The organism is Allobosea sp. P5_A5, assembly GCF_056400625.1.
Genome location: NZ_JBFUKY010000005.1, coordinates 281993 through 306291 on the forward strand (window position 1 = coordinate 281993; position 24299 = coordinate 306291).

General features: G+C 63.9%; 12 protein-coding genes and 1 pseudogene. 8 read left to right on the plus strand and 5 right to left on the minus strand.

What is annotated here, in order from left to right; all coding sequences use genetic code 11:
* The first annotated feature begins 181 nt into the window (after window positions 1–181).
* From AC1DR6_RS12925 to glgB, 3 genes are read left to right on the plus strand one after another with little or no spacing between them, the layout of a single operon-like run.
* A complete protein-coding gene (locus tag AC1DR6_RS12925) occupies window positions 182–3412 on the plus strand; it encodes an alpha-1,4-glucan--maltose-1-phosphate maltosyltransferase (RefSeq protein ID WP_476829641.1) in 3231 nt (1076 codons plus the stop codon).
* Window positions 3409–6711 carry a maltose alpha-D-glucosyltransferase gene (treS, locus tag AC1DR6_RS12930; RefSeq protein ID WP_476829642.1) on the plus strand — a complete coding sequence of 1101 codons (3303 nt, stop codon included), beginning with the start codon at window positions 3409–3411 and terminating at the stop codon, window positions 6709–6711. The genes AC1DR6_RS12925 and treS overlap by 4 nt, the downstream gene beginning before the upstream one ends.
* The gene (glgB, locus tag AC1DR6_RS12935; protein ID WP_476829643.1) at window positions 6708–8912 is read left to right on the plus strand and encodes a 1,4-alpha-glucan branching protein GlgB; all 2205 of its coding nucleotides are present in this window, start codon (window positions 6708–6710) and stop codon (window positions 8910–8912) included. The genes treS and glgB overlap by 4 nt, the downstream gene beginning before the upstream one ends.
* Window positions 8913–9015: 103 nt before the next feature.
* On the opposite strand, the pseudogene treY reads toward glgB, so the two are convergent.
* Together treY and treZ are read right to left on the minus strand one after the other, a co-directional pair.
* Window positions 9016–11802: pseudogene (gene treY / locus AC1DR6_RS12940) on the minus strand (malto-oligosyltrehalose synthase); the annotation flags it as partial.
* 254 nt (window positions 11803–12056) lie between these two features.
* Window positions 12057–13862 (minus strand): malto-oligosyltrehalose trehalohydrolase, encoded by a 1806-nt coding sequence (treZ, locus tag AC1DR6_RS12945; protein WP_476829644.1) that lies wholly within the window; start codon window positions 13860–13862, stop codon window positions 12057–12059.
* Window positions 13863–14351: 489 nt separating this feature from the next.
* Between treZ and AC1DR6_RS12950 the strand changes: the two genes are divergently transcribed.
* Window positions 14352–15524 (plus strand): glycosyltransferase, encoded by a 1173-nt coding sequence (locus AC1DR6_RS12950; protein WP_476829645.1) that lies wholly within the window; start codon window positions 14352–14354, stop codon window positions 15522–15524.
* Window positions 15517–16716: a UDP-galactopyranose mutase gene (gene glf, locus AC1DR6_RS12955; protein WP_476829646.1), complete on the plus strand. Its 1200-nt coding sequence runs from the start codon at window positions 15517–15519 to the stop codon at window positions 16714–16716. Before AC1DR6_RS12950 ends, glf begins: the two co-directional genes overlap by 8 nt.
* Before the next feature lie 6 nt (window positions 16717–16722).
* Here the strand turns inward: glf and AC1DR6_RS12960 are convergent, their stop codons facing one another.
* Window positions 16723–17871 (minus strand): beta-glucosidase, encoded by a 1149-nt coding sequence (locus AC1DR6_RS12960; RefSeq protein WP_476829647.1) that lies wholly within the window; start codon window positions 17869–17871, stop codon window positions 16723–16725.
* A 70-nt stretch (window positions 17872–17941) separates the two neighbouring features.
* Window positions 17942–19714, minus strand: coding sequence for an ABC transporter ATP-binding protein (locus AC1DR6_RS12965; protein ID WP_476829648.1), 1773 nt, complete (start codon window positions 19712–19714; stop codon window positions 17942–17944).
* Between the two features lie 351 nt (window positions 19715–20065).
* Between AC1DR6_RS12965 and AC1DR6_RS12970 the strand changes: the two genes are divergently transcribed.
* Entirely contained in the window at window positions 20066–21892 is a 1827-nt protein-coding gene (locus AC1DR6_RS12970) for a methyl-accepting chemotaxis protein (RefSeq protein ID WP_476829649.1), read from the plus strand.
* Between the two features lie 74 nt (window positions 21893–21966).
* On the opposite strand, the gene AC1DR6_RS12975 is transcribed toward AC1DR6_RS12970, so the two are convergent.
* Window positions 21967–22728, minus strand: coding sequence for a DUF4142 domain-containing protein (locus AC1DR6_RS12975; RefSeq protein WP_476829650.1), 762 nt, complete (start codon window positions 22726–22728; stop codon window positions 21967–21969).
* Between the two features lie 372 nt (window positions 22729–23100).
* On the opposite strand from AC1DR6_RS12975, the gene AC1DR6_RS12980 reads away from it, so the two are divergent.
* Both AC1DR6_RS12980 and AC1DR6_RS12985 read left to right on the plus strand, forming a co-directional pair.
* Complete coding sequence (locus AC1DR6_RS12980; protein WP_476829651.1) at window positions 23101–23325, plus strand: hypothetical protein; 225 nt, start codon at window positions 23101–23103, stop codon at window positions 23323–23325.
* Between the two features lie 132 nt (window positions 23326–23457).
* On the plus strand, window positions 23458–24174 hold the full coding sequence (locus tag AC1DR6_RS12985) for a Crp/Fnr family transcriptional regulator (protein WP_476829652.1): 717 nt from the start codon (window positions 23458–23460) through the stop codon (window positions 24172–24174).
* Window positions 24175–24299: the final 125 nt, after the last annotated feature.

The window sequence follows — 24299 nt, forward strand, 5'->3', positions numbered from 1 at the left end:
CTTGAGATCACGCGCCAATCCGCGTGGATGATATCGCCTGTTCCGGCCGATTTTGTATCGCTGATCCCCGCTACATCATTCCGCCGGCCCTTTCGCGGAAGCCACATTTATAAGCAGTCTCCGGCGGAACCGGTCAGCGCTGCGGAGGTTCTTCCCTCGAATGGGAGAACAGGTGCTCGCCGTGACGACAGGTTTTCCGAATCCAGACCATCCGACCGGCAGTCCGTCGGCGAAGAGCCCGCCGCGTGTCTATTATCTGCACCCGTGGATCGCCGAGGCCGAAGGCTGGGATAACGCGGCCCAAGACGCCGCGGACCTTGGCTTTTCCGTTCTGCTTCTGGGATGGCCTTTCGGATCACCCAAAGACCTGTTCCTGACGCAGAGCATCACGGAGATCGCTGGGCTACCGGCCGATGAGCGGCTCCAGCAATTATCGGACGCATGCCGTAAGGCCGGGCTCGAACTGTGGATCGACGTCGCTGTTGGGCGCGCTGCCACTGAGGGGCAGCTCGCCCACTCAACCCCGACCATCTGGACAAAAAGCGGCACGGACGCGCTCGACCCTCGGTTTATCGACCAGGCCGGCAGTTTGAGGCCGGCGCTGGAGCAGGACGAGACCTCTCGGGCCTTTGCCGGCTTCTGGTCCGCTCAGATCCTGGAATGGCAAAAACTCGGCATTTCGGGCGTGCATTGTCCCGAGGCAACGTCGATTCCGGTCAGCGTTTGGGAACAGATCCTCGGCCCGGCCTGCAAGGCAGAGCCTGGACTTCAATCCTTGGCGTGGATGCCGGGCGCTCCGCGCGAAGCGGTGGCTGAAGCCAGTGCGGTCTTCGACTTCGTCACCTCTTCCGTCGCCTGGTGGGATGGGGCAGCGCCTTGGCTCGCCACCGAGTATAATTCGCTCGCCCGGCATGTTCGCCTTCTCGGCTTTCCGGAGAACCCGTTCGCGGCGCGCCGGCCGGCCCGTCTCCCGGGCGATGCAATGCGGCGCGCTCAATCGGCTTGCGCGGCTGCCGCCCTTCTGGCCGATGGCTGGCTTTTGCCGATGGGCTTCGAATACGGGATGGAGACCCCGTTTCTGCATGCGACGGCTGAAGATTTCCGCCTCGCCCGCAGCGGCACCACCGATCTTCGCGATGCGATCCGCGAGATCAACCAACAGTGCTCGCGATTAGCTGCCGGGGATCGGCGGTCGCTTCGGCCTATCGAGCTCGGGGAGCATTCCGCTGTGATGCTGCGGCAGAGCAGTGCGGGCCCGCAACTGGCCGTGTTGAACCGCGATACCGTCAACGAGATGCCGCTGGCTGCTGCCCGCGAGGTGGCGCGGTTCGGTATCGCACTTGCGGTAGATGATGCCGATCAACAATCGCTGCCTCCAGCAAGCGGGGCGCTGATCGACCTCAAGGCGTCCAAAGCGATCCTTCCGACCCAGCACGATCTTCCCGGACGCTCTGAACTCGAGCGCGACCGTATCGCGATCGAGAATATCCAGCCGGCTGTCGATGGCGGACGTTTCCCGGTCAAACGCTCGGTCGGAGATTTGGTCGAGGTGACCGCCGACATCTTCTCCGACGGGCATGAGGTGCTTGCCGCGGAGCTGCTCTGGCAGGCTCAGGACAGCGGCGAATGGTCGAGAGCGCCGATGCGCTATTTCATCAACGATGGGTGGCGGGGCGAATTTCTGGTCGAGCGGATCGGCCGGCACGAATTTGCCCTCCAGGCCTGGTGGAGCGAATTCGGGACCTTCCGGCGCGATCTGGCGAAGAAACGCGATGCAGGTGTCGATATCCACCTTGAGATCATCGAAGGCCGGCTACTACTTGAGAAGATTGCCAGTGGCGCGGCGCCCACCGATCGCGGCGTGATCGAGGACTATCTCAGCCGCCTGGGGTCTTCGCCGGACGAGGACGCGTCCGTCCTGCTGGCAGACGAACTTGCACTGGCCTCGGAAAGGGCCGACCCGCGCATCCACGCGACGACGGTCGAGCAAACCTATCCGATCGAGGCTGATCGCGAAGCTGCAGCGTTCTCGAGCTGGTATGAGCTGTTTCCCCGCTCGATCACCGACAGCGCCTCCCGCCATGGGACGTTTCGGGACGTCATCGGCCGGTTGCCAGCCATCCAGGCGATGGGCTTCGACGTGCTGTATTTCCCGCCGATCCATCCGATCGGCCGGACCAATCGCAAGGGCCCCAACAACAGCCTTGTGGCCGGCGCCGACGATCCCGGCAGCCCCTATGCCATCGGCGCGGCCGAAGGCGGACACGACGCCATCCACCCCGAGCTTGGCAGCCTCGACGATTTCTTGGCGCTGGTGAGGGCGGCAGGTGAGCATGGGCTGGAGATCGCGCTCGATTTCGCGATCCAATGCTCGCCGGATCATCCCTGGCTCGTCCAGCATCCGGATTGGTTCAGCTGGCGGCCGGACGGGTCGATGCGCTATGCCGAAAATCCGCCGAAGAAGTACCAGGACATCGTCAATGTCGACTTCTATGGGCCAGGAGCGATCCCCGATCTGTGGGTCGCCTTGCGCGACGCCGTGCAGTTCTGGGTCGATCAGGGCGTGCGGATCTTCCGGGTCGACAATCCACACACGAAGCCCTTCCCGTTCTGGGAATGGATGATCGCGGACATCCGCTCGCGCGATCCCGGCGTGCTGTTCCTGGCCGAGGCTTTTACGCGCCCGAAGGTGATGTACAGGCTCGGCAAGGTCGGCTTCTCCCAGTCCTATACCTACTTCACCTGGCGGAATACGAAGGCCGAGCTGACGGACTATCTAATAGAGCTGAATACCGCGCCAGCGCGCGATGTGTATCGGCCGCACTTCTTCGTGAACACGCCCGATATCAATCCTGTCTTCCTGCATGAGTCCGGCCGGCCGGGATTCCTGATCCGCGCCGCTCTCGCCGCGACGCTGTCGGGGCTCTGGGGCGTCTATTCGGGCTTCGAGTTGTGCGAAGCGGCACCGGTGGTCCAGGGCAAGGAAGAGTATCTCGACAGCGAAAAATACCAGATCCGGCTTCGCGACTGGAATGCGCCCGGCAACATCGTCGCCGAGATCACGCAGCTCAATGCGATCCGGCGCGATCATCGTGCCCTGCAGAGCCATCTCGGGCTCACCTTCTACAAAGCCTCGGATGACAACATCCTGTATTTCGGAAAGCGTGCCGAACCGACGGGCGAGATGATCCTCGTCGCCGTCAACCTCGACCCGCATGCGACGCATTCGGCGCAGATCGAAGTTCCGCTCTGGGAGTTCGGCTTGACCGACGACGCCTCCATCGCGGTCGAGGATCTCATGCACGGCCACCGTTTCGCCTGGCATGGCAAGACACAGACCATCACCCTTGATCCCCACGCCCTGCCCTTCTCGATCTGGCGGATCGCGTCTTCCGAAGAGAGCCGCCTATGACTGCACAAACGGATACTGACGACGTCGCCGAGACCATCATCGCCGCGCCGCAAGCGGATGCGCATGATCCGCAATGGTACAAAGACGCGATCATCTATCAGCTGCATGTGAAGTCGTTCTTCGATGCCAATGGCGACGGCATCGGCGACTTTCCCGGCCTCATGGCGAAGCTCGACTATGTCGTCAGCCTGGGCGTCAACGTCTTGTGGCTGCTGCCGTTCTACCCTTCACCGCGACTGGACGATGGCTACGACATCTCGGCCTACAAGGCCGTTCACCCCGATTACGGCACCACTTCGGACGTCAAGCGCTTCATCAAGGCGGCGCATGATCGCGGCCTGCGCGTCATCACCGAACTTGTCATCAATCACACCTCTGACCAGCATCCCTGGTTCCAGCGCGCAAGGCTGGCGAAGCCGGGCTCGGCGCATCGCAATTTCTATGTCTGGTCCGACAACGACCAGCTCTATTCCGGCACGCGGATCATCTTCCTCGATACCGAGCGCTCGAACTGGACCTGGGACGCGACGGCCGGCGCCTATTTCTGGCACCGGTTTTATTCGCATCAACCGGATCTGAACTTCGACAATCCCGCCGTGTTGAAAGCCGTGCTCGGCGTTATGCGCTTCTGGCTCGATATGGGGGTGGATGGCCTTCGGCTCGACGCGGTGCCTTATTTGATTGAGCGGGACGGCACCTCCAACGAGAACCTGCCCGAGACACACGACATCCTGAAGCAGATCAGGGCGGAGCTGGACGCGACCTATCCCGACCGCATGCTGCTGGCCGAGGCCAATATGTGGCCGGAGGACACGCAGGCCTATTTCGGCGACGGCGACGAATGCCACATGGCGTTCCACTTCCCGCTGATGCCGCGCATGTACATGGCGATCGCGCAGGAGGACCGCTTCCCGATCACCGACATCATGCGGCAGACGCCGGATATTCCTGAGAACTGCCAGTGGGCGATCTTCCTGCGGAACCATGACGAGCTCACGCTGGAAATGGTCACCGACAAGGAGCGGGACTATCTCTGGAACTTCTACGCACGGGACAAGCGCGCGCGGATCAATCTCGGCATCCGCCGCCGGCTTGCGCCCTTGCTGGAGCGCGATCGCCGCCGCATCGAGCTGATGAACAGCCTGCTGCTCTCGATGCCCGGCACGCCCGTGATCTATTACGGCGACGAGCTCGGGATGGGCGACAACATCTTCCTGGGCGACCGCGACGGCGTGCGTACCCCGATGCAGTGGTCACACGACCGGAACGGCGGCTTCTCGAAGGCCGACCCGGCGAGCCTCGTGCTGCCGCCGGTCATGGATGCGCTCTATGGCTTCGAGGCCGTCAATGTCGAAGCGCAGACGCGAGATTCGCACTCGCTGCTGAACTGGACGCGGCGCATCCTGGCCGTGCGCAAGGAGCACAAGGCCTTCGGCCGGGGCAGTTTGCGCTTCCTCTACCCGAAGAACCGCAAGGCGTTCGCCTATCTGCGTGAATATGAGGGCGAAACGATCCTCTGCGTCGCCAACCTGTCGCGCTCGGCGCAGGCGTTCGAGCTCGATCTCTCGGAATTCGCCGGCCAGCATCCGATCGAGATGCTGGGCAACGCGATCTTCCCCGCGATCGGCCAGCTGACCTATCTGATCACCCTCCCGCCCTACGGCTTCTATTGGTTCGTCCTGGCGAAGGATGCGCAGGTGCCGTCCTGGCATACGCAGACGCCCGAGCCCTTGCCGGATTACGTCACGTTCGTGCTCAGGGGTGGCCCCGACGAGATGATCACGCCGCAATACCGGCGCGAATTCGAGACGAGCATCCTGCCGCCCTATCTTGTGAAGAGGCGATGGTTCGCGACCAAGGACCAACCTCTGGCCAGCGCGAAGGTCGCCTTCACCGCGCGCTTCGGTGCGGGGCGCGAGACGGCGCTCGTCGCCGTCGAGGCCGAGCATGGCAAGGGCAAGGATCGTTACCTTCTGCCGCTAGGCATCGGCTGGGACGATCAGGCTCCTGCAGCCCTGTCGCAGCAGCTGGCGCTGGCACGCGTCAGGCGCGGCCGCCGCATGGGCTTCCTCACCGACGCCTTTACCCTGCCGGATTTCGTCCATGAGCTGCTTGCGCTGCTCAAGGCCGGCGCCACCGTGAAAAGCACAACCGGCGAACTGGCCTTCCGGCCCACTCCGGCCTTCGACGACATCACCATCTCGCCCGACGACCCGGTGCGCTGGCTGTCCGCCGAACAGTCGAACTCGTCGGCGATCATCGACCACAAGCTCATGCTGAAGCTGTTCAGGCGGCTGGCGCCCGGTCAGCATCCCGAAGCCGAGATGACGCGCGTTCTGACAGAGCGTGGCTTCGCCAATGCGCCGGCGCTGATCGGCGAGATCGTCCACGTTCCCTCCGAGGGCGAGGAAGAGGTAATGGCCGTGGTGCAGGCCTATATCCCCGGTGAAGGCGACGCCTGGGAGTGGACCCTGTCCTATATCGGCCGCGCGCTGGACGAGATGGCCCGGGCCGATGCCGAGTTGCCGGACCTGATGGCGATTTACGAAAATTTCGCGCAGACGCTTGGCCGCCGGCTTGGCGAAATGCATCTGGTGCTGGCGCAGGACAGCCCGGACGAGGCTTTCCGTCCGCTGCCGGCAGACGGAAAGCAGGTGAAACGCTGGCTGCAGCGCATCACCGGGCGCATCGAGACGGCGTATGAAGGTCTTCGCGGCAATCGGGATGCCCTTTCGCCCGACGAACAGGCGATGGCGGACAGCGTTCTGGCACGACAGGACGAACTGATCGAGCTGGTCGGGAAGCTCTGCCGGAAGGGAGAGGGGAGCCTGCTCCACCGTGTCCATGGCGACTTCCATCTTGGACAGGTTCTGGTCGCGAGCGGTGACGTGATGATCATCGATTTCGAGGGCGAGCCGGCCCAGCCGCTCGCGGAGCGCCGGGCCAAGGATAGCGGCTGGCGCGATGTCGCCGGTATCCTGCGCTCGCTCGATTATGCGCTGGCTGCCGGCAAGAGGCTTGGCGCCGCGACCGGCCGGGAGGAACGCTACGAGCGGCTCGCCGAGAGCTTCCGCGAGACGATGCCGGCCGTTCTCGTCGAAGCCTATCGAGAAGCGACCGGTGCCGGACGCGAAGGCAACAACGATGACGAGGCGGCGTTGCTGGATCTCTTCATGATCGAAAAGGCGGCCTACGAGGTCGGCTACGAGGTCAGCAACAGGCCCGACTGGCTTGCGGTGCCGCTGGCGGGATTGACGCAGCTTCTGGACAGGTTGCTGCCGGGGAAGGATCAGGGATGACCGAGGCCGCTATCGACCGTGTCCCGCCGCTGGATGCGGACACGAGCGCCGCACTCGCATCCGGGCGGTTGGGCGATCCGTTCGCCGTGCTGGGTGCTCATCAAGGGGCGCGCGGTCGCTTTCTCCGTGTCTTCATGCCGGGCGCGGTGAACGTTGCCGTCCGTGCGGCCGGCACGACCGATGAACTGCGGCTGCGTCCGATGGAGCCCGCCGGCCTTTTCGTGGGCGATCTGGAACAAGGCCGCTACGAACTCGCCATCGATTGGCCGGGCGGCCGCCAGGTCATGGAAGACCCCTACGCGTTCGGTCCGCTGCTCGGCGATTTCGATCTGCACCTGATCGGCGAAGGCAGCCATCTCGAGCTCGCGAAGGCGCTCGGCGCGCATCTGGCGGATATCGATGACGTGCGCGGCGTGCGCTTCTCGGTCTGGGCGCCGAACGCGCGGCGCGTTTCAGTCGTCGGCAACTTCAATTCCTGGGACGGTCGGCGGCACATGATGCGCCGACGCGGCGACAGCGGCGTCTGGGAGCTGTTCATTCCACGCCTGGGCAGCGGTGAAATTTACAAATACGAGCTGGTCGACGGGCAAGGCCACCTGCTGCCGCACAAGGCCGATCCGATGGCGCGGGCGGCCGAACTGCCGCCCGGCATGGCCTCGATCGTGCCCCGTCATGCCTCGCATCAGTGGACCGACCAGGATTGGATGGCCGGGCGCGGACAGAAGCAGGGGCCTGAAGCGCCGATCTCGATCTATGAGCTGCATCCCGGCTCCTGGGTGCGGGAGGCCGAGGGCGAAATTCCGGATTGGCGCGGGCTTGCGCGCAGGCTCGTTCCCTATGCCACAACGATGGGCTTCACGCATATCGAGCTCCTGCCGGTCGCGGAGCATCCCTTCACCGGATCCTGGGGGTACCAGCCGCTCGGTCTCTTCGCCCCGACGCGGCGCTTCGGCGAACCCGAAGACTTCGCGCTTTTCGTCGATGCCTGCCATGCGGCGGGGATCGGCGTGATCGTCGACTGGGTACCGGCCCATTTCCCCTCCGACGCTCACGGGCTGGCGCGGTTCGACGGCACAGCGCTTTACGAGCATGAGGATCCCCGCGAAGGGTTCCACAAGGACTGGAACACGCTGATCTATAATCTCGGCCGGCGGGAGGTCGCGAACTTCCTGCTCGCCAGCGCGCTGCATTGGCTGGAGCATTTCCACGTCGATGGTCTGCGCGTCGATGCGGTCGCCTCGATGCTTTATCGCGACTACAGCCGCCAGCCGGGAGAGTGGGTGCCGAACATCCATGGCGGCCGCGAGAACCTGGAATCGGTCGATTTCCTGCGCCGGCTCAACAGCCTGGTCGCAGAGCGTCACCCCGGCGCGATCGTCATCGCCGAAGAATCGACCGCGTGGCCTGGCGTGACGCGGAGCATCGCGGAAGGCGGGCTTGGCTTCTCGTTCAAATGGAACATGGGCTGGATGCACGACACGCTGCAATATGTCGAACGCGATCCGATCCATCGTCGCCATCACCACCAAGAGATGACCTTCGGGCTGGTCTATGCGTTCTCGGAGCGTTTCGTGCTGCCGCTTTCGCATGACGAAGTCGTGCACGGGAAAGGCTCGCTTCTGGAAAAGATGCCAGGGGATGACTGGCAGAAATTCGCCGGGCTTCGGGCGTATCTCGGCTTCATGTGGACGCATCCCGGCAAGAAGCTGCTGTTCATGGGTGGCGAGATCGCGCAGCGCCGCGAGTGGAACCATGATGGCGAGATCGATTGGGACCTGTTGAAGGATCCGCGCCACCATGGTGTCCAGAAGCTCGTCGGAGACCTCAACCGGGCCTACCGCGATGTTCCGGCTCTGCATGCGACCGACGACCGACCGGAGGGATTCCGTTGGGTCGTGGAGGGAGATTGGCAAAACAGCGTCTATGCCTTCGTCCGCAGCCTTCCCGGCCAGAAGCCGGTTCTCGTGGTCGTCAACATGACGCCCCTTCCGCGCTGGAACTACCGGATCGGCGTGCCTCAAAGCGGTTACTGGCAGGAGATCCTGAACAGCGACGCCGCCGATTATGGCGGATCGGGCATGGGAAACAGTGGCGGTGTTGATGCGGGTGGCGCGGTCGAGGGCGATCATCCCGCCTCGGTCGAAATCGCTGTGCCGCCGCTCGCGACCCTCATTTTTGTCGGCAGCGAGCCGGTCGCCTAGAAACGGGCTTGCTGATCGGAGGCGCCCGTTTCCCAAGGCCGCGATGCGATCGGCCTAGATCTCTAGCGCCGGATCATCGGCGCTAGCTCCGTGAGCGATGTCCTCACAGCCGTTCGAGGACGGCAACCGGCAAGACGGCCAGAATATCGGCGATCTCCATGCCGTCATCGCCGATCGAGAACTCGGCGCCGGTCAGGACATCGCGCCAGTGTCCCGCTGCCTTGACGCTCAGTCCATCCCAATGACGGCCCAGGGGCATGGTCCAGCTCTGCGGCTCGGCGCCGGTCAGTCGTGCGACCAGGATCAGGCGGGACTGCGAGCCCTCGGAACGTTCGAAGGCGAGCACCTCATCGCCACGTGGTCCATCGACGGCGACCGGACTATAATCTCCTTTGGCGTAAAGTTCCGGCGAGCCGGCCCGGTCGAGAAGCAGCTTGTTGACGATGGACTGCTTGATGCGCCCATCCTTCCACGAGGCCAGCAACGCGCTAACCGAGCCTTCACCGGCGAGCGCCTGTTCCGCGATGGCATAATCGACCGGGCGGCGATTATCGGGATCGACCAGCGAAAAATCCCAGAACTCGGTGCCCTGATACAGATCCGGCACTCCGGGCAGCGTCAGCTTCAAGACGGTACGGGACAGGCTTTTCACCATGCCCCGGCTCGCCAGCTCCTGCGCCAACGGCCGGAAGCGCGAAAGAAAGCGGCTTCCCGGCTCGAGCAGGCGCGCGATCAGGTCCTTGGCGGCGGTCTCGTAGGCTTCGCGGGGATTGGTCCAGCTCGTATGACGCTTGGCCTCGCGCAAGGCCTTCTCGACCCAGCCCTGCATCCGGTCGCGGAAGGCCGTCAGTTCCTCGCGGTCGTCCTCCTCGAGCAGGGCTATCGGCCAGGACGCCAGCAACTGCTGCAGGATCATATGGCGATCATTGGCATCGGGAGCATTCGCGTCCGCGGCCCATTGCAGGCTCGACGACGGCCATAGCCGCGCTAGCTCGCTCCATCGCTCGGGGATTTCGCTCAGCGCCAGAAGGCGCGCGCGACCATCCTCGCCCCGTTTGGTGTCATGCGTCGCGGTCGCGATCATCGCATCCGGCCAGGACCTGTAGCGCTCGGCATTAGCAGCATGAAACGCGTCGGGAGAAAAACCGAAGGTGCCGGGCTCGCCGCCGACCTCGTTCAGCGCGAGCAGCGGGACATAGCGATAGAACAGCGTGTCTTCGACGCTTTTCGCAGTGACCGGCCCGGTCAATTGCTGGAAGCGGCGGCGAAAACGGGCCAGATGCTCCGGCGATACGCCGGTGGCCTCATCCGTGGCGATATCGCCGAGCAGCGCGCGCGCAATGAAGCGGTGCAGGGTCTGGTCCGGCAAGGCGCTCGCTTCGGCGGCGGCTGCGACCGTCTCTTCAATGAGCTGGCGGTCTTCCGGTGTCGCATCGCCAGCGACATAGCTGCGATAGACGGGGAAGCGTTCGATGATCTCGACCAGAACCCGGCGAATGCCGTGTGGGGTGTAGTCTCGCGTGCGGCGGTCGGCGAGCGCGATCCGCGCCAGATCGGACACCACCCCTTCGAGTTCGCTGGCGAAGCTGCCCTGCAGAACCTCGCGCTTGGCCTGCCGGAGCCGGTCCTCGTACCCCGCATCCTGCCCGGTGGCCTCGCGATAGGCGCGGACGATGGGCTTCTCCGCCGCCCGATCGACAAGCACGCCATCGATCAGGTTGAGCACATCATAGCCGGTAGTGCCCGACATCGGCCATGGCCGAAGCGTCTCGCCATGGCCAAGAATCTTCTCGGCGAGGATATAGAAACCGGGACCGAGTTCCGCCTGCAAGGCGTGGACATAGCCGTCCGGGTCGGCCAGCCCGTCGATATGGTCGATGCGCAAACCCTGCACCTTGCCTTCGCGCACGAGCGCGAAGATCAGCGCATGGGTCGCCTGAAAGATCGCGGGATCCTCGACCCTTACACCCGCCAAGGTGTTGATATCGAAAAAGCGCCGGTAGTTGATCTCGCTGGTGGCCACCCGCCAATAGGCCAGACGATAGCTTTGCATCTCGAGGATGCGATGCAGCGTGTCGAAGCTCTCGGGAATGCCGACCGCGCCGTTGATCAGGTCAATCGCGCGCGCGAGTGCTTCTTTCAGGAGATCGGAGGAGCGAACCGCTTCGGCCAGCCGTTGCTTGAGATCCTCGCAGGCTTCGAAAAGTCCGGCCGTCTGGGCGTTGGGTTCGCCTTCCGACAGCGTCCGCAGCCGCGCCGAGATGGCTAGCGCCTCGCGAAACGCCGGCTCCGAAGGCTCGGCCAGCATCAGCATCCTGTCGAGGATGACCGGGTAGCTCAGCGGGGTGATCGGGAAGCGGTGCTCGAAATGCCAGATGCTGAAGCCGCCCTGCTCCTCGTCGAAGGCCAGCTTCAACTCACCCTCTTCCAGCGCCTCGCCATAGCGCTTGCCGAGGAAAGGAAGGACGAGCTTGCCGTTCGCGGCGAGCCGTTCCCAATCGATGTCGAAAGCCGGGGCCTGAGGCGAGAGTTGCCCCCACTCGATGACGGACAGCCACCAGGCATTGTCGGCACCGCCGATCCCCATATGATTGGGGACGATATCCAGGATCAGGCCGAGATCATGCGCCTTGAGAGCTGCCGACAGGCGCTGGAAGCCTTCCGCACCGCCAAGCTCGGGATTGATCGCGGTGTGATCGACGATGTCGTAGCCATGTGTCGAGCCGGGCCGAGCCGTCTGCAGCGGCGAGGCGTAGACATGGCTGACGCCGAGCTTGGCGAGATAGGGCACGATCGCCGCGGCGTTGTCGAAGGTGAAGCCCTTGTGGAACTGCAGGCGATAGGTGGCGCGCGGCGGCGGCGCGGCAAGCGCCATCGCTTCGACCCGCGGCTCATTGGCTCCCCCCTCCTCTCGCTGGAAAGGGACGACGCGATCATTGGAAAGGCCCGACGACATGATCACTTCCAAAAGGCTTCAGGATGGGTGCCGAAATTTTCGGCCATGACCATGGATTTGCGAGCGACGGCTTTCGAGACCGAGCACGGCGAGCAACGTCTCCAAGGCCTCGACACATAAGCGCTGTGCCGGGTGTCGGGTTCCGCCAGCGAGACGAACAAAGTCTCGATCGATGCGAAGCGCCGCGCTCACGGCCGCTTCATCAGGACCGCGCCGGTCCAAGGCGACAGGTCGAGGAACCCTCCGTTCAGCGCAGCCGAAGCGTTGCTCCAGATCGACTCCCAGCCTCGCTCGAGGGCGACGTCCTGCCGCTCGTCACCGAGATCGGCCACGAAGCGCAGCGCGCCAGCCCGGAAGCGCCATTCGACATCGAGCAGATCACCGGGAGAGCGCGTCCAGCTCGCGCTTTCAAAGCCGGATGACAGCAGCGGCACCACGGTCTTGCGCCGGAGATCGAGCAAGCGTCGCGTGTCCGCCAGCACCTTGGAATGAGGCTCCCGTTCCATCTCAGCCCAATCGAGCCGCGATCGCTCCACCGTGTCGCCGCAGGTCGGATCCGGAATGCGTTCGCGCATGGATTCATCCTTGAACGCTCCAAACCCCGCGAATTCCCGCTGCCGACCTTCCCGAACCGCCTTGGAGAGATCGGTATCGGTGAAATCGACGAAATACTGGAAGGGGGCGCTGGCGGACCATTCCTCACCCATGAACAACTGCGGGATCTGCGGGCTGAGCAGCAGTCCGGCCCGGGCCAGCGCGAGCCTGCCGGGGTCGGCGATCTCGCTGAGGCGCTCGCCGAAGGCGCGATTGCCGATCTGGTCGTGGTTCTGCAAAAACCCGATGAAAGCGGTCGGCGGCAGATGGGCGGAGGGTTCCCCCCTCGGCTTTCCGTCATGCGCCGAGACCTCGCCTTGATAGGCGAAGCCTTCCGCCAGGCAGCGCCCGAGGCGGCCGACCGGATCGTCGTAGTCGCCGTAATAGCCGTCGACCTCGCCTGTCACGAGACGATGCCAGACATGATGGATGTCATCGTTCCACTGCGCGGTATGCAGAGGGGGCGAGCCGTCCGCGTCACGCTCAAGCCACTGCGCTTCGTTAGCATTGTTCTCCAGGATCAGATGGACATGCCGGCCCGGAAGCCCAGCACGGACCCGCTCGGCCAGTTCCGCGATGAAATGGTGCTCGCTGTCGTCGGCAATGGCGTGGACCGCATCAAAGCGCAGCCCGTCGAAGTGATACTCCTCCAGCCAGTACAAGGCGTTGTGAACGAAGTAGTCCCGAACGAATGCGGCATCCTCCCCGTCGAAATTCAAGCCTGCACCCCACAGGGTCTGATGCCGCTCGGTAAAGAACGGCTGCGCATAGCCGTGCAGGAAATTCCCCTGCGGACCGAAGTGGTTATAGACCACGTCGAGGAAGACCATGATCCCGAGGGCATGAGCGCGATCGACCAGCGCCTTCAATTCTTCCGGCGTGCCATAAGCGCTGTCGGGCGCATAATGCAGCACCCCATCATAGCCCCAACTGCGGGTGCCCGGAAAATCGGCGATCGGCATCAGTTCGATGGCGGTGATGCCGATGTCGCGCAGATACGGCAGGCGATGCGCCAGCGCCGCATAGGTCCCTTCACGCGTGAAAGTGCCGACATGCAACTCGTAGATCACCGCTTCTTCCCAGGGGCGGCCGGTCCAGTGCTCGTCCGACCAATTATAAGCCATCGGGTCGACCAGCATGCTGGGGCCGTCGATGTCGTCGGGTTGAAAGCGCGAGGCCGGATCGGGCACCAGCAGGTCGCCGATCTTAAAGCGGTAGAGCCCGCCGCGTCGGGCGGAGCCGAGGGTGATCCGGTGCCAGCCCTGATCGTCGCGCGCCATGGCGTGCTCGCCGTCGGGCGTCCAGAGGCGAACTTGGTCTGCGGACGGCGCCCAGAGCGAAAAGGCGGCACCGTCCGCAGAAAGGTCAGTGCCAAAGGGAAAGGAGTGAACGCGATGCATCATATGACTCTGTGAGGATACTCAAGATTCTGCGAGGGCACTCGGAATAACGTTCGATCATCTCGCGAGTTTCTTGCGAAACGCGGAGGTCACCGACGGACCATTGGAAACGACGTAACCTGACACGACAAATAAGCGGGGCATCGTTCCATGATGCCCCGCAGGGTGAGCCTCGCCGTCACGTTAATGCCAACTCCGCAAGACGCGGCCGTGGCGAAGTCTGCCAGCTGGCCGAGCGCCCCCGGCAGAACAGCGGCACCCGGTGTCTGATCCATCGCCCACGATCATTGTCGGATAGCGGACAGATAGCCCACCAGGCGGCCGCCAAGCGAACTGCATACTAGCTTGAGTGTTCAATGTGTGCGCCCATGGCCCGCTTTGCCGCAAAGTTTTCGTCCCCATGGGTTGAGAGCTTGGGCCCGGCCTACCCCTAAAAGCGCGTCCATCGTCCGTAGCGTGCGGCCATCCGAGCCGCAGGAGGCATTTTCCATGAACGCATCGATCCCGACCACAGCGCAGTCCGGTGATCTTCTGCTTTGCCTCTCCCATCTGCGCTGGAACTTCGTGTTCCAGCGGCCGCATCATCTGCTCACCCGGGCCAGCCGCAGCTTTCAGGTCGTATTTCTGGAAGAACCGGTGTTCGAGCCCAATGCCGTCCCAACGATCCGCCTAACCGCCTGCGACGGGGTGCTGGTCGCGACGCCTGTGTTGCCCGAAGGCGCGCCAGACCCTGCCGCGCTGGTCAGGGCGGAACTCGGCCGGCTGCTCGGCGGCTTCGACTATAAGCGCCTGCTGCTCTGGTATTATTCGCCGATGGCACAGGCCTTCGCGCAGGAGCTTGAGCCGGACCTTGTGGTCTATGACTGCATGGACGAATTGTCGGCTTTCCGCTTCGCGCCGCCAGACCTGGTCGCTCGCGAACAACAGTTGCTCGACCGTGCCGATATCGTCTTCACCGGCGGTGTCAGCCTCTACGAATCCAAGCGTTCGCGGCATCGCAACGTCCACTGCTTTCCCAGCAGCATCGACGCCGGCCATTTTGGTCGCGCGCGGCGGCCGATCGAGGATCCGGCCGACCAGCGCGCGATAGCCCATCCCCGGATCGGCTATTTCGGCGTCATCGACGAGCGGCTCGACCTTGGATTGCTGGACGCCCTGGCCACGACGCGACCGGACTGGCAGCTCGTGATGATCGGTCCGTTGGCCAAGATTTCGGAGAGCGATCTGCCCCACCGGGACAATATCCATTGGCTCGGGGCCAAGGATTACAAAGTGCTGCCTGATTATCTCGCCGGCTGGGATGTCGGCCTGATGCCGTTCGCGTTGAACGAGGCGACACGCTTCATCAGCCCGACGAAAACACCGGAATTCCTGGCGGCCGGCCTGCCGGTCGCATCGACCCCGATTGCCGATGTCGTCAACGGTTACGGCAAGAGCGGGCTGGTGGCGATCGCCGAAGGGGCGGAAGCCATGATCGAGGCGATCGAGCGGCTGCGGACATCGCCGCGCGACGATTTTATCGTCAAGGTCGATGCCGCCCTGAGCCGGATGTCGTGGGACAGCACCTGGGAGGCCATGCTGGACCATGTCGAACGGGGTTTCTCACGCGCGGACGAGACGTCGCGCGCCGCTATTCGGGCGAAGGACGCCGTCCATGTTTGACTGGCTTATCGTTGGTGCCGGGTTTGCCGGCTCCGTCCTCGCCGAGCGGCTGGCGTCGCAGCGCGGGGAGTCCGTTCTGATCGTGGACAAGCGGCCGCATATCGCGGGCAACGCCTACGATTATCATGATGCCGCTGGTATCTTGGTGCATCGCTACGGTCCGCATATCTTCCACACCAACGCGCCGCAGATTTCCGATTATCTGTCGAACTTCACGCAATGGCGGCCCTACGAGCATCGCGTTCTGGCGGAGGTCGATGGCAAGCGTGTGCCGATCCCGATCAACCGCACGACGATCCGGGAACTTTACGGGCTCGATCTCGATGAGGCACAGCTTGCGGCCTTCTATGCCGAGCGTGCCGAAGCGCGCGGAGAGGTTTGCACAGCCGAGGATGTCGTGGTCGGGCAGCTTGGGCGCGAGCTCTACGAGAAATTCTTCCGGCACTACACCCGCAAGCAATGGGGCTGCGAGCCTTCCGAACTCGACGCTTCGGTGACGGCGCGGATCCCGGTGCGGACCAACTCCGACGACCGTTATTTCACCGACAGCTTCCAGGCCATGCCGCTCGAAGGATACACGCGGATGTTCGAGCGAATGCTTGCCCATCCTCGCATCAAGGTGATGCTGCAGACCGACTTCGCCGAGATCGCCTCGGTCATTCCGTTCCGGCGATTGATCTATACCGGGCCGATCGACGAATATTTCGGCTACCGGCATGGCCGCCTGCCCTATCGCTCGTTGCGGTTCGAGCATGTCACGCTGGACCAGCCCCAGGTGCAGCCTGTCGCCACGGTGAACTTTCCGCAGACCGAGGCCTACACGCGCATCACCGAGTTCAAGCACCTCACCGGGCAGCGCAATGAGCGCACCAGTCTGGTGTATGAATATCCCAGCGCCGAGGGGGACCCGTATTACCCCGTGCCGGCGCCCCAAAACCGCGAACGCTTCAAGCTTTATGACGATATGGCCCGCAAGGCCGGCAATGTCTGGTTCGTCGGCCGGCTTGCCACCTATCGCTATTACAACATGGACCAGGTGGTCGGGCAGGCTCTGGCGACGTTCCGTCGGATCGAGGATTCGGTGCCTCGGGATGGGTTGGCTGCCAATGCGAATGGCAGCGCTGAACCATCTGCCGAGATCGCATCCGGTGTGGAAAAGCCGACGCTGGCGACCGCGCCGATCCTGGCCTGAAGCCCGTCAGGCCGGGGCCGCCATCAAGACGGTTCTGGTCGCCGGTGCCGCGATGTCCTGCTGACGCTGCAGCTCGGCGAGCAGATGCGGATCGAGGCTGCGGGCAAAGGTGGCACGGTCGTAGTCGATCAGACCATTGGGGCAGTGGCGGTCGTCGTCCCAGCCGGGATGGTTCATTACCGGATACAGGCAGATCCCCAGCAGATCGACGCCGGCGTCAGTGGCCGCTCGCGCTTCGCTGCAGACGTAACGCAGCCAGGGCGCGCGCAGATCGCCTTCGATCCCGGTTTCGGCGATCAGCACCGGCCGGTCGTAGCGGACACTGACGGCAGAAAGCAGTTTCCGCAGGGGCCGGTATCGCTCGTCGCCCTGCCAATCGAGCATTGGCCCGTCGGCAATCCATTGATTGTGCGGGTAATAGTTTACGCCGATCATATCGAGGCAGGCTTCGCTGCCACCGAGTTCCGGTGCGCTGCGTCCGGCGATCATGTCCCATCCCTCGAATTGTGCTGCCGTCAGCCGGCGCGCGACGGCCTGCGTTTGGGGCCGCTTCGGATCGGCGAGAACATGGATCACCGGGTCGATCTGGATGAAGCGGGCAAGCGGGGCGACCTCGCGGATGGCGGCGATGGCGGCGATCGTCGCCCGGACAAGCTGCCGCTTGATCTCTCGGCCACGGCGGCGGCCGAAGGGCTGAAAAATGCCCACGGTCCCCGCGGCCCATGCCATGAACGAAATTTCGTTCACGACGGACAGGACAGGCGGCGCACCGCTCTCCTGCTGGATCAAGTCCGCCGCGTGCCGGGCAAAGCGGGCGAAACGCTCCACGAAGGCAGCCGAGCCGATCTCAAGCCCATCGGGCCAGCCATAATGCATCAGATCCCAGACCACCTCGGTGCCGGAACGTCGCGCGGCGTGAAGCATGGGCAGCGCGCTCGACCAATCGTAGTGCCAGGGCAGCCGCTCGATCAGGTGCCAGCGCAGCCCTTCCCGTGCGCTGGCGATACCGGCGTGAGCCAGCAACGCGTAATCCCCGGCCGCCATACGGTCGTGCCCCGTCGCGGCCAGCACATCGAGCCGGCGCCCATCGCGGCGGCGATGCGTCGAGCATTCGAACCCGCCCATGAAAGGCGTGCGCGGTCGCCAACGCTGCATCGATCATCCTCTCTGTCGCGCCGAATTCTCAGGATTGCTGGCGGCGCCGGGCCATGCGGGACATGTCGCCTCAGGCAACCTCGAGCCCTTCGGCCTGGAGCCGCCACATCCGGTTGAACAGGCCCGGCGTCGCGCGCAGGAGGGCCGGCGGCGCGTCCTCGACGATGCGGCCATCTGCAATGACCAGGATACGATCGAAGCTGGCGAGCGTCGACAGCCGATGCGCAACCGAAATCACGGTGCGCTCGGCCATTAGAGACACCAACGCCTGCTGGATCTTCAGCTCCGTTTCGGTGTCGAGCGCGGAGGTCGCTTCGTCGAGGATGACGATCGGCGCATTTTTGAGGATGGCGCGCGCGATGCCGATGCGCTGCCGCTGCCCGCCGGAAAGCTTGGCGCCGCGTTCGCCCACCAGCGTGTCATAGCCTTCCGGCAACCGCCTGATGAAGCCTTCGCATTGCGCGGCGCGGGCGGCGGCCTCGACCTCCGCGTCGCTGGCCTGCGGCCGGGCAAAGCGGATATTGTCGGCGATGGAGCGATGAAACAGCGCAATCTCCTGCGGCACCACCGCAAGGGCCTCGCGCAGACTGTCCTGCTGCAACGCCGTCAGAGGCTTGCCGTCGATCCGGATCTCGCCTTTTCGGACGTCTGAAAGACGCTGCAGGAGATGCACGATGGTCGACTTGCCGGCGCCCGATGGACCGACGATCCCGACCTTCTGGCCTGCGGGGATCACGAGGTTGAAATCGTGGATGGCTTCGCTGTCGTCCCGGTAACCGAAGGCGACATTCTCGAACTCGATCGCGCCTTTCTCGATCGGCAGCGGTACGGCGTCCGGTGCGTCGGCCACGCCCGGCGGGCTGCCGATGACGCGCAACGTCTCCTCTATGAAGCCGAATTGCTGCACCATCTCTACTACCGAAAGCGCAAGATCGCGCGACCCATGCAGGATGCGGAAGGTCATCGTACTGACGACGACGACCTCGCCCGGCGTGATACGGCCCGCGCTCCATAGCGAAACAGCCCAGAACAACATGCCGCCGGCCAGCAGCCAGAGCGCGATGTCATGAATGAACCGCGCCTTTTCGGTATACATCCAGCTTGCGCGCTGCGCCCCAGCCTCGCGCTCGAAGACCGCGCGCAGCCTGTCATGTTCTCGCAGGCGAGCCGAGAAGGCCTTCACCGACCACATGTTCGAGATCACATCGGTGAGGTCACCGCTGGTGTCGCTCGCTTTCCGGGCATAACGCAGGTGCAGGTGCCGCCCGCGACCGCCGAAGGCGAGCAGACCGCCCATTAAAACGGCCACGGCTACCGCCAATGCCGCCATCATCGTCATATCGACCGTGGCGAAGATGATCAGTGCACCGATGAAGTCGATACAAGGCGGTATGATCCGCCAGACGAAGGTGCTGACAAGGCCGCCGAAATGTCCTGCCGTCGCCGTCAGCCGATGGCCGAGCGACCCTGCAAGATTATCGCTGAAATAGCGCATCGGATGCGCGCCGAGATGGCGAAAAAGGTCGAGCCTCACGGCGACACCGATCGAGACAGTGGTCCGGCATCCGAGCCAACCGGTTACGCGCCACAGGACGCTCTCGATGGCAATGAGGCCGATGAAGCCGGCCAAGGCCTGCCAGGCGAGCGAGCCATCCCTTGGGCCAGCCATCGCATCGACCAGGATCTTCATGACGTATTGCACCGCCACGGCACAGCCTGCGGCCAGGACGACGAGCAGCAGCAGCCCCGAGAAGGCAACGCGCCAGCCCCGCAGATAATGCAGGATGAAGCGAACCGCGCTGCCAAAGGGCGGCTGCGAATGTCGACCGGCTGCGGCGCGCAAGGATAGTCCTTCAGGATGAGACGTCTGACGGAGCTTAACGACGGCCGAGCCCAAGCGTTTACCGGTGGCGTGGCAAGGCAAGGTCCGGTAACGCACGCTCTCGACACAGGCAGCGCGTGGCGGACGCCACCGGGACGCCGAGCGGCAGCCGCGTTCGAACTCCCAACAATCCGCTAGATGAGTAGATCTGCACAGCTAAAAATGGTATATCTATTATTTGCTCGTATTACGTGCAAAACATTGGTTGGCTCATGGCGGAGTTGGCCTTGGCGCCCTGACGTAACATTTTCCTAACCGACTTCGGTAACCTTAGCTGACGTAGCGGAATTGCGTGTGTCAGGGACGGGAACCATGAGTTTTTTCAAAAGGGGCGGCGTCCAGGCCGCTGCGGAAGCGAGCTCGATCCGGCGCTGGCAGGCTGTCATCGAGTTCGACCTCGACGGCAATATTCTCGCCGCCAACGATCTGTTCCTGCAGACCGTGGGCTATGAGCGCAGCGAGGTCATCGGCCAGCACCACTCGATCTTCGTTCCGGCGGAGGAGCGCTCGACCGAAGCCTATCGCGGTTTCTGGCGAGACTTGAAGTCCGGCAAGGCCTTCCAGGCCCAGTTCGCCCGCGTCGCCAAGGACGGCAAGCGCGTCTGGCTACAGGCGACCTACACCCCGATCTGCGGCACCGACGGCAAGCACCCTTTCAAAGTCATCAAATACGCCACCGACATCACCGCGATGAAGGAGACGGTCTCGAATGCGGAAGGCCAGCTCGCCGCGATCCGCAAGGCGCAGGCCGTCATCGAATTCGACCTCTCCGGCAAAGTCCTCGACGCCAACGACAATTTTCTCGGCGCCCTCGGCTACACGCTTCCGGAAATCAAGGGACAGCATCATTCGATGTTCATCCCCCCGGCTGAACGCGGGACCGAGGCCTATTCGCAGTTCTGGAAAAAGCTGGCGCGGGGCGAATACGACGAGAACCAGTATCTGCGCATCGGCAAGGGCGGCCGGCACGTCTGGATCCAGGCAAGCTACAACCCGATCTTCGACTCTCTCGGCCAGCCCTACAAGGTCGTGAAATATGCGACCGACATCACCGCCGCCAAGCTCGTAGCCGCCGCTCTCGAAGCCGCCGTCGCGCAGACCCGCTCGGTCATCATGGCGACGCAGGCGAAGGATCTGACACAGCGCGTGCCGCTGGAGGGCAAGTCCGGCGAGATCGGCGAATTGTGCTCCGGCATCAACGCCCTGCTCGATTCCTTCTCGACCGTGATCCAGACCGTCAGCGGTATTTCGGAGCGCATCAGCGTGGGTTCGGGGCGGATCGGCTCCGACAGCAAGGACCTCGCCCAGCGTACCGAAGAGCAGGCAGCTTCGCTGGAGCAAACCGCCGCCACGACCGAAGAGCTCGCCGCATCCGTCAAGCAGAGCTTCGAGCGCGCCTGCGAGGCGGCCGACCTCGGCACCACGGCCAGCGGCGTCGCCAATCGCGGCGGCGCGATCGTCGGCGATGCCGTGATCGCGATGGAGCGCATCGAGAAGGCATCGGGCGACATTGGCGAGATCATCCGGGTGATTGACGACATCGCCTTCCAGACCAATCTGCTGGCGCTGAACGCGGCGGTGGAGGCAGCGCGTGCGGGCGACGCGGGCAAGGGTTTCGCGGTGGTGGCCTCCGAGGTGCGCACGCTGGCGCAACGCTCCAGCGATGCGGCCAACGACATCAAGAAGCTGATCACCAATTCGAGCGACCAGGTCGCCGGCGGCGTCAAGCTCGTCCAGCAGGCGGGCGCGGCGCTCTCGGAGATCGTGACGTCTTCGACCAGCGTCGCGGCGGCCCTCGACGAAATCAAGAGCGCCTCCCGCGAGCAGGCCAACGGCATCGAGGAGGTGGCCAAGGTCGTCGCGCATATGGATGAAATGACGCAACGCAATTCGTCGATGGCCGATCAGAGTGCCGGGGTTGCCTCCGAGCTCCAGATGGCGACCGATGCGCTGCAGAGCCTGGTCGAAGGCTTTGCCGTCACCAGCGCCCCTGCCAGGGTCGGCGGCGTGCCGGAGCTGCGGCAGGTCGCGGCCCAGATGGCGCGTGCGGTGCCCAAAGCAGCGTCTCGGGCGATGCCGGTACATTCCGCGCCACGTCGCGCCGTCAATGGCGGCGATGCGGGCTGGGAAGAGTTCTAAGGCGCATCGAAGTGAGACGAAGGGGCTCGGTCTCTGACCGAGCCCCTTTTCACGTCTGCTACCGGTGAGAGGGCTCAGCGGGTTTCGTTCGCGCCCGGTAGCATCTGCGCATGCATTTTCAAGGTCGGCAGCGTCTCGCGCGCGAAGGCCGAGAGCTGCTGATCGCTGCCGCGCTCGGCATAGCCGGAGAACAAGGCGATGGCCTCTTGGTGGGCATTGGCCTGCAGATCGAGATAGGCGGAATCGAATTCGCCGCGAGGAGCTGCCGCGAGTTCGTCGAGCTGCTGCTTGTGGCGCGGCTCCATCGGCATCGGCCGCGCATCCATCCCCGAGCGGCGAAGGGTCGCCTCCAGGTTTCGGCCGGCCTTGCGGTGATCGGTGATCATGTGCTGGGCGAAGCGCCGCACCTGCGGATTGCGCGAGCGTTGCAGGGCCAGGTTGCTGGATTCGATTTCGAGCCGATTGGACGACATGGCCCCGGCGACAAAGCCATCCGCGCTGTTCGTCATCGCAGACGCCGCCGAAAGCATCGGACGGTCCGGCATGCAGCCTGCCGCCGCGAGCGGAAGTAGGACAGCGAAGGCCAGGCAAGAGTTCGTGAAACGCGGCCGTAAAGCGAAAACTGTCATGGGAATGCCTTTCAAGGATCGACGAATACCTTCGCAACCAAGGCCTGGTCTTCCAGTTCCGCGTTTTGCGATCCGCTTCGTTTCAGGGGTCGATGCGTTCGCTTTTGTACCATTCAGCAAGTGCGGCTCGCGGAGGCAAACGCTCCGAACGCAGCCATGATCGCCGGCTGCCTTCTGAACTTTCAGTCGACGCACATGGCCGCCCACTTAAAAGTTTCATGGGAGATTAATCCGGGATCCCAGAGAGCGTTCCGCAAGGCGCGTCGCCGTACGCTTCATGGCCCGGCCCTATCCCGGCCATGCAATGATCGAGGTCTATCGGTTCGACAGAGCGGCATCCGACTTGCCAATCGATCGGCACCGCTCATCGCCGATAACAGGCCGCATCGGCGCCACGTTTATGCGAATGACACGCATATGCATGACATCGTCGGGGCTATGTCCCGACGCGCAGCCACGTGAGAACATCTGCCAACGCCCCTGCAATTGTCCGCTACCGTACATGCGGAAGTCGATAGCGCCGTCTGGCGCTAGTGTTTCGGCGAAAGCTATGACGGAGCTGACGTGCCTTTCTCATCCATGAAGAGCCCGGACGAAATGGCGCGGGCCCAGATGGCGATCGAAGCAGCCTGGACTCTCCTGAAGGATTCCGTGGGCGACGGCGCCTCGCTGCGTGAGAAAGCCCGACTGCATCTGGCCTACATCGTCGCCAGCCTGTTGAACACCGAGGGAAGCGACAGCGAGCTCGTGGCGCGCGCCGTCGCCCGATTCAAGGAGTCCATCGATCCAGACGCGCTGGCCTGAGCAGCCCTCGGGCATGCAAAGATTGCGACCACACGACGCGGCCCCGAACAGTTATTTCGGGTTTGATAACTCATGTTAATGTTGCACCGGCCGATACCGGTGACACATGACGCTTCCCAATGGAGGCGCGATGTGATTTGCGAAGCCCGGGGGGGTTTTCCACGTGACGAACTTGCCGAGAAGCTGGCTCCTGTCGCCAAGCGTCTGAGCCTTCGGGCCGGCAGCAATCTGGCGCTCGACGACGCGGTCTATTTCCCCGTTGACGGCGTGGCGACGCTGGTCCTGGAACGCGGCGACACCCGCTTTCAGGTCGGATTTGCGGGCAGAGGCGACGTCGTCGGTTTGCAGCGGCTGTTCACAGCCAGTTTTCCGCCGATCCGTGCCGAAGTCTTCCGATCCGGCGGTTTCATCTGCGTCGGCATGAAGGCGCTGAGCGACATCGTCGCGGCCGATCCCAAGCTGAAGGAGCGCCTTGCGGTGTATGCGCTGAAAGCCTCGGCGCATTTCCTCGAGGAGGCCGCCGAGACCGTGGCGCTGACGCTGGAGCGACGTGTCGGGCGCTGGATCGCGCGCTGCCGGAGTGTCACGGGCAGCGACATCATCGCGGTGACGCATCAGGATCTGGCTCGCGCCCTTGGGGTTCGCCGGTCCGGCGTGACGGTGGCGCTCCATGTCCTGGAAGGCGAGCATCTGATCCGCTCCAAACGCGGCCGGATCGAAGTCCTGGATGCCGCCGGCCTGATGGAATGCTCCCGGCCGAAAGCCGCAGCGACCCCGCGCTTCGACGCCATCGATCCGCCTGGACAGCGCAGCGGAGGCAACGCCCTCCATGAGGCTCCTCGCCTTTAAGGGCGCGCATAGTCTGCTTTGCCGGCGAACGGAATGAAATTTCCGGGCTTGAAGTCGGTGGGTGGTCGCCGAGCCCAGCGCACCCAAGGTTCCCCTTGGTGCGCTGACGCTCCGCTTCGTGCCTC

Coding starts and splice junctions, on each gene's coding strand:
- treS (WP_476829642.1), top strand. CDS start 3,409: ATGACTGCACAAACGGATACTGACGACGTCGCCGAGACCATCATCGCC.
- glgB (WP_476829643.1), top strand. CDS start 6,708: ATGACCGAGGCCGCTATCGACCGTGTCCCGCCGCTGGATGCGGACACG.
- treZ (WP_476829644.1), bottom strand. CDS start 13,862: ATGCATCGCGTTCACTCCTTTCCCTTTGGCACTGACCTTTCTGCGGAC.
- AC1DR6_RS12950 (WP_476829645.1), top strand. CDS start 14,352: ATGAACGCATCGATCCCGACCACAGCGCAGTCCGGTGATCTTCTGCTT.
- glf (WP_476829646.1), top strand. CDS start 15,517: ATGTTTGACTGGCTTATCGTTGGTGCCGGGTTTGCCGGCTCCGTCCTC.
- AC1DR6_RS12960 (WP_476829647.1), bottom strand. CDS start 17,871: ATGCAGCGTTGGCGACCGCGCACGCCTTTCATGGGCGGGTTCGAATGC.
- AC1DR6_RS12970 (WP_476829649.1), top strand. CDS start 20,066: ATGAGTTTTTTCAAAAGGGGCGGCGTCCAGGCCGCTGCGGAAGCGAGC.
- AC1DR6_RS12980 (WP_476829651.1), top strand. CDS start 23,101: ATGAAGAGCCCGGACGAAATGGCGCGGGCCCAGATGGCGATCGAAGCA.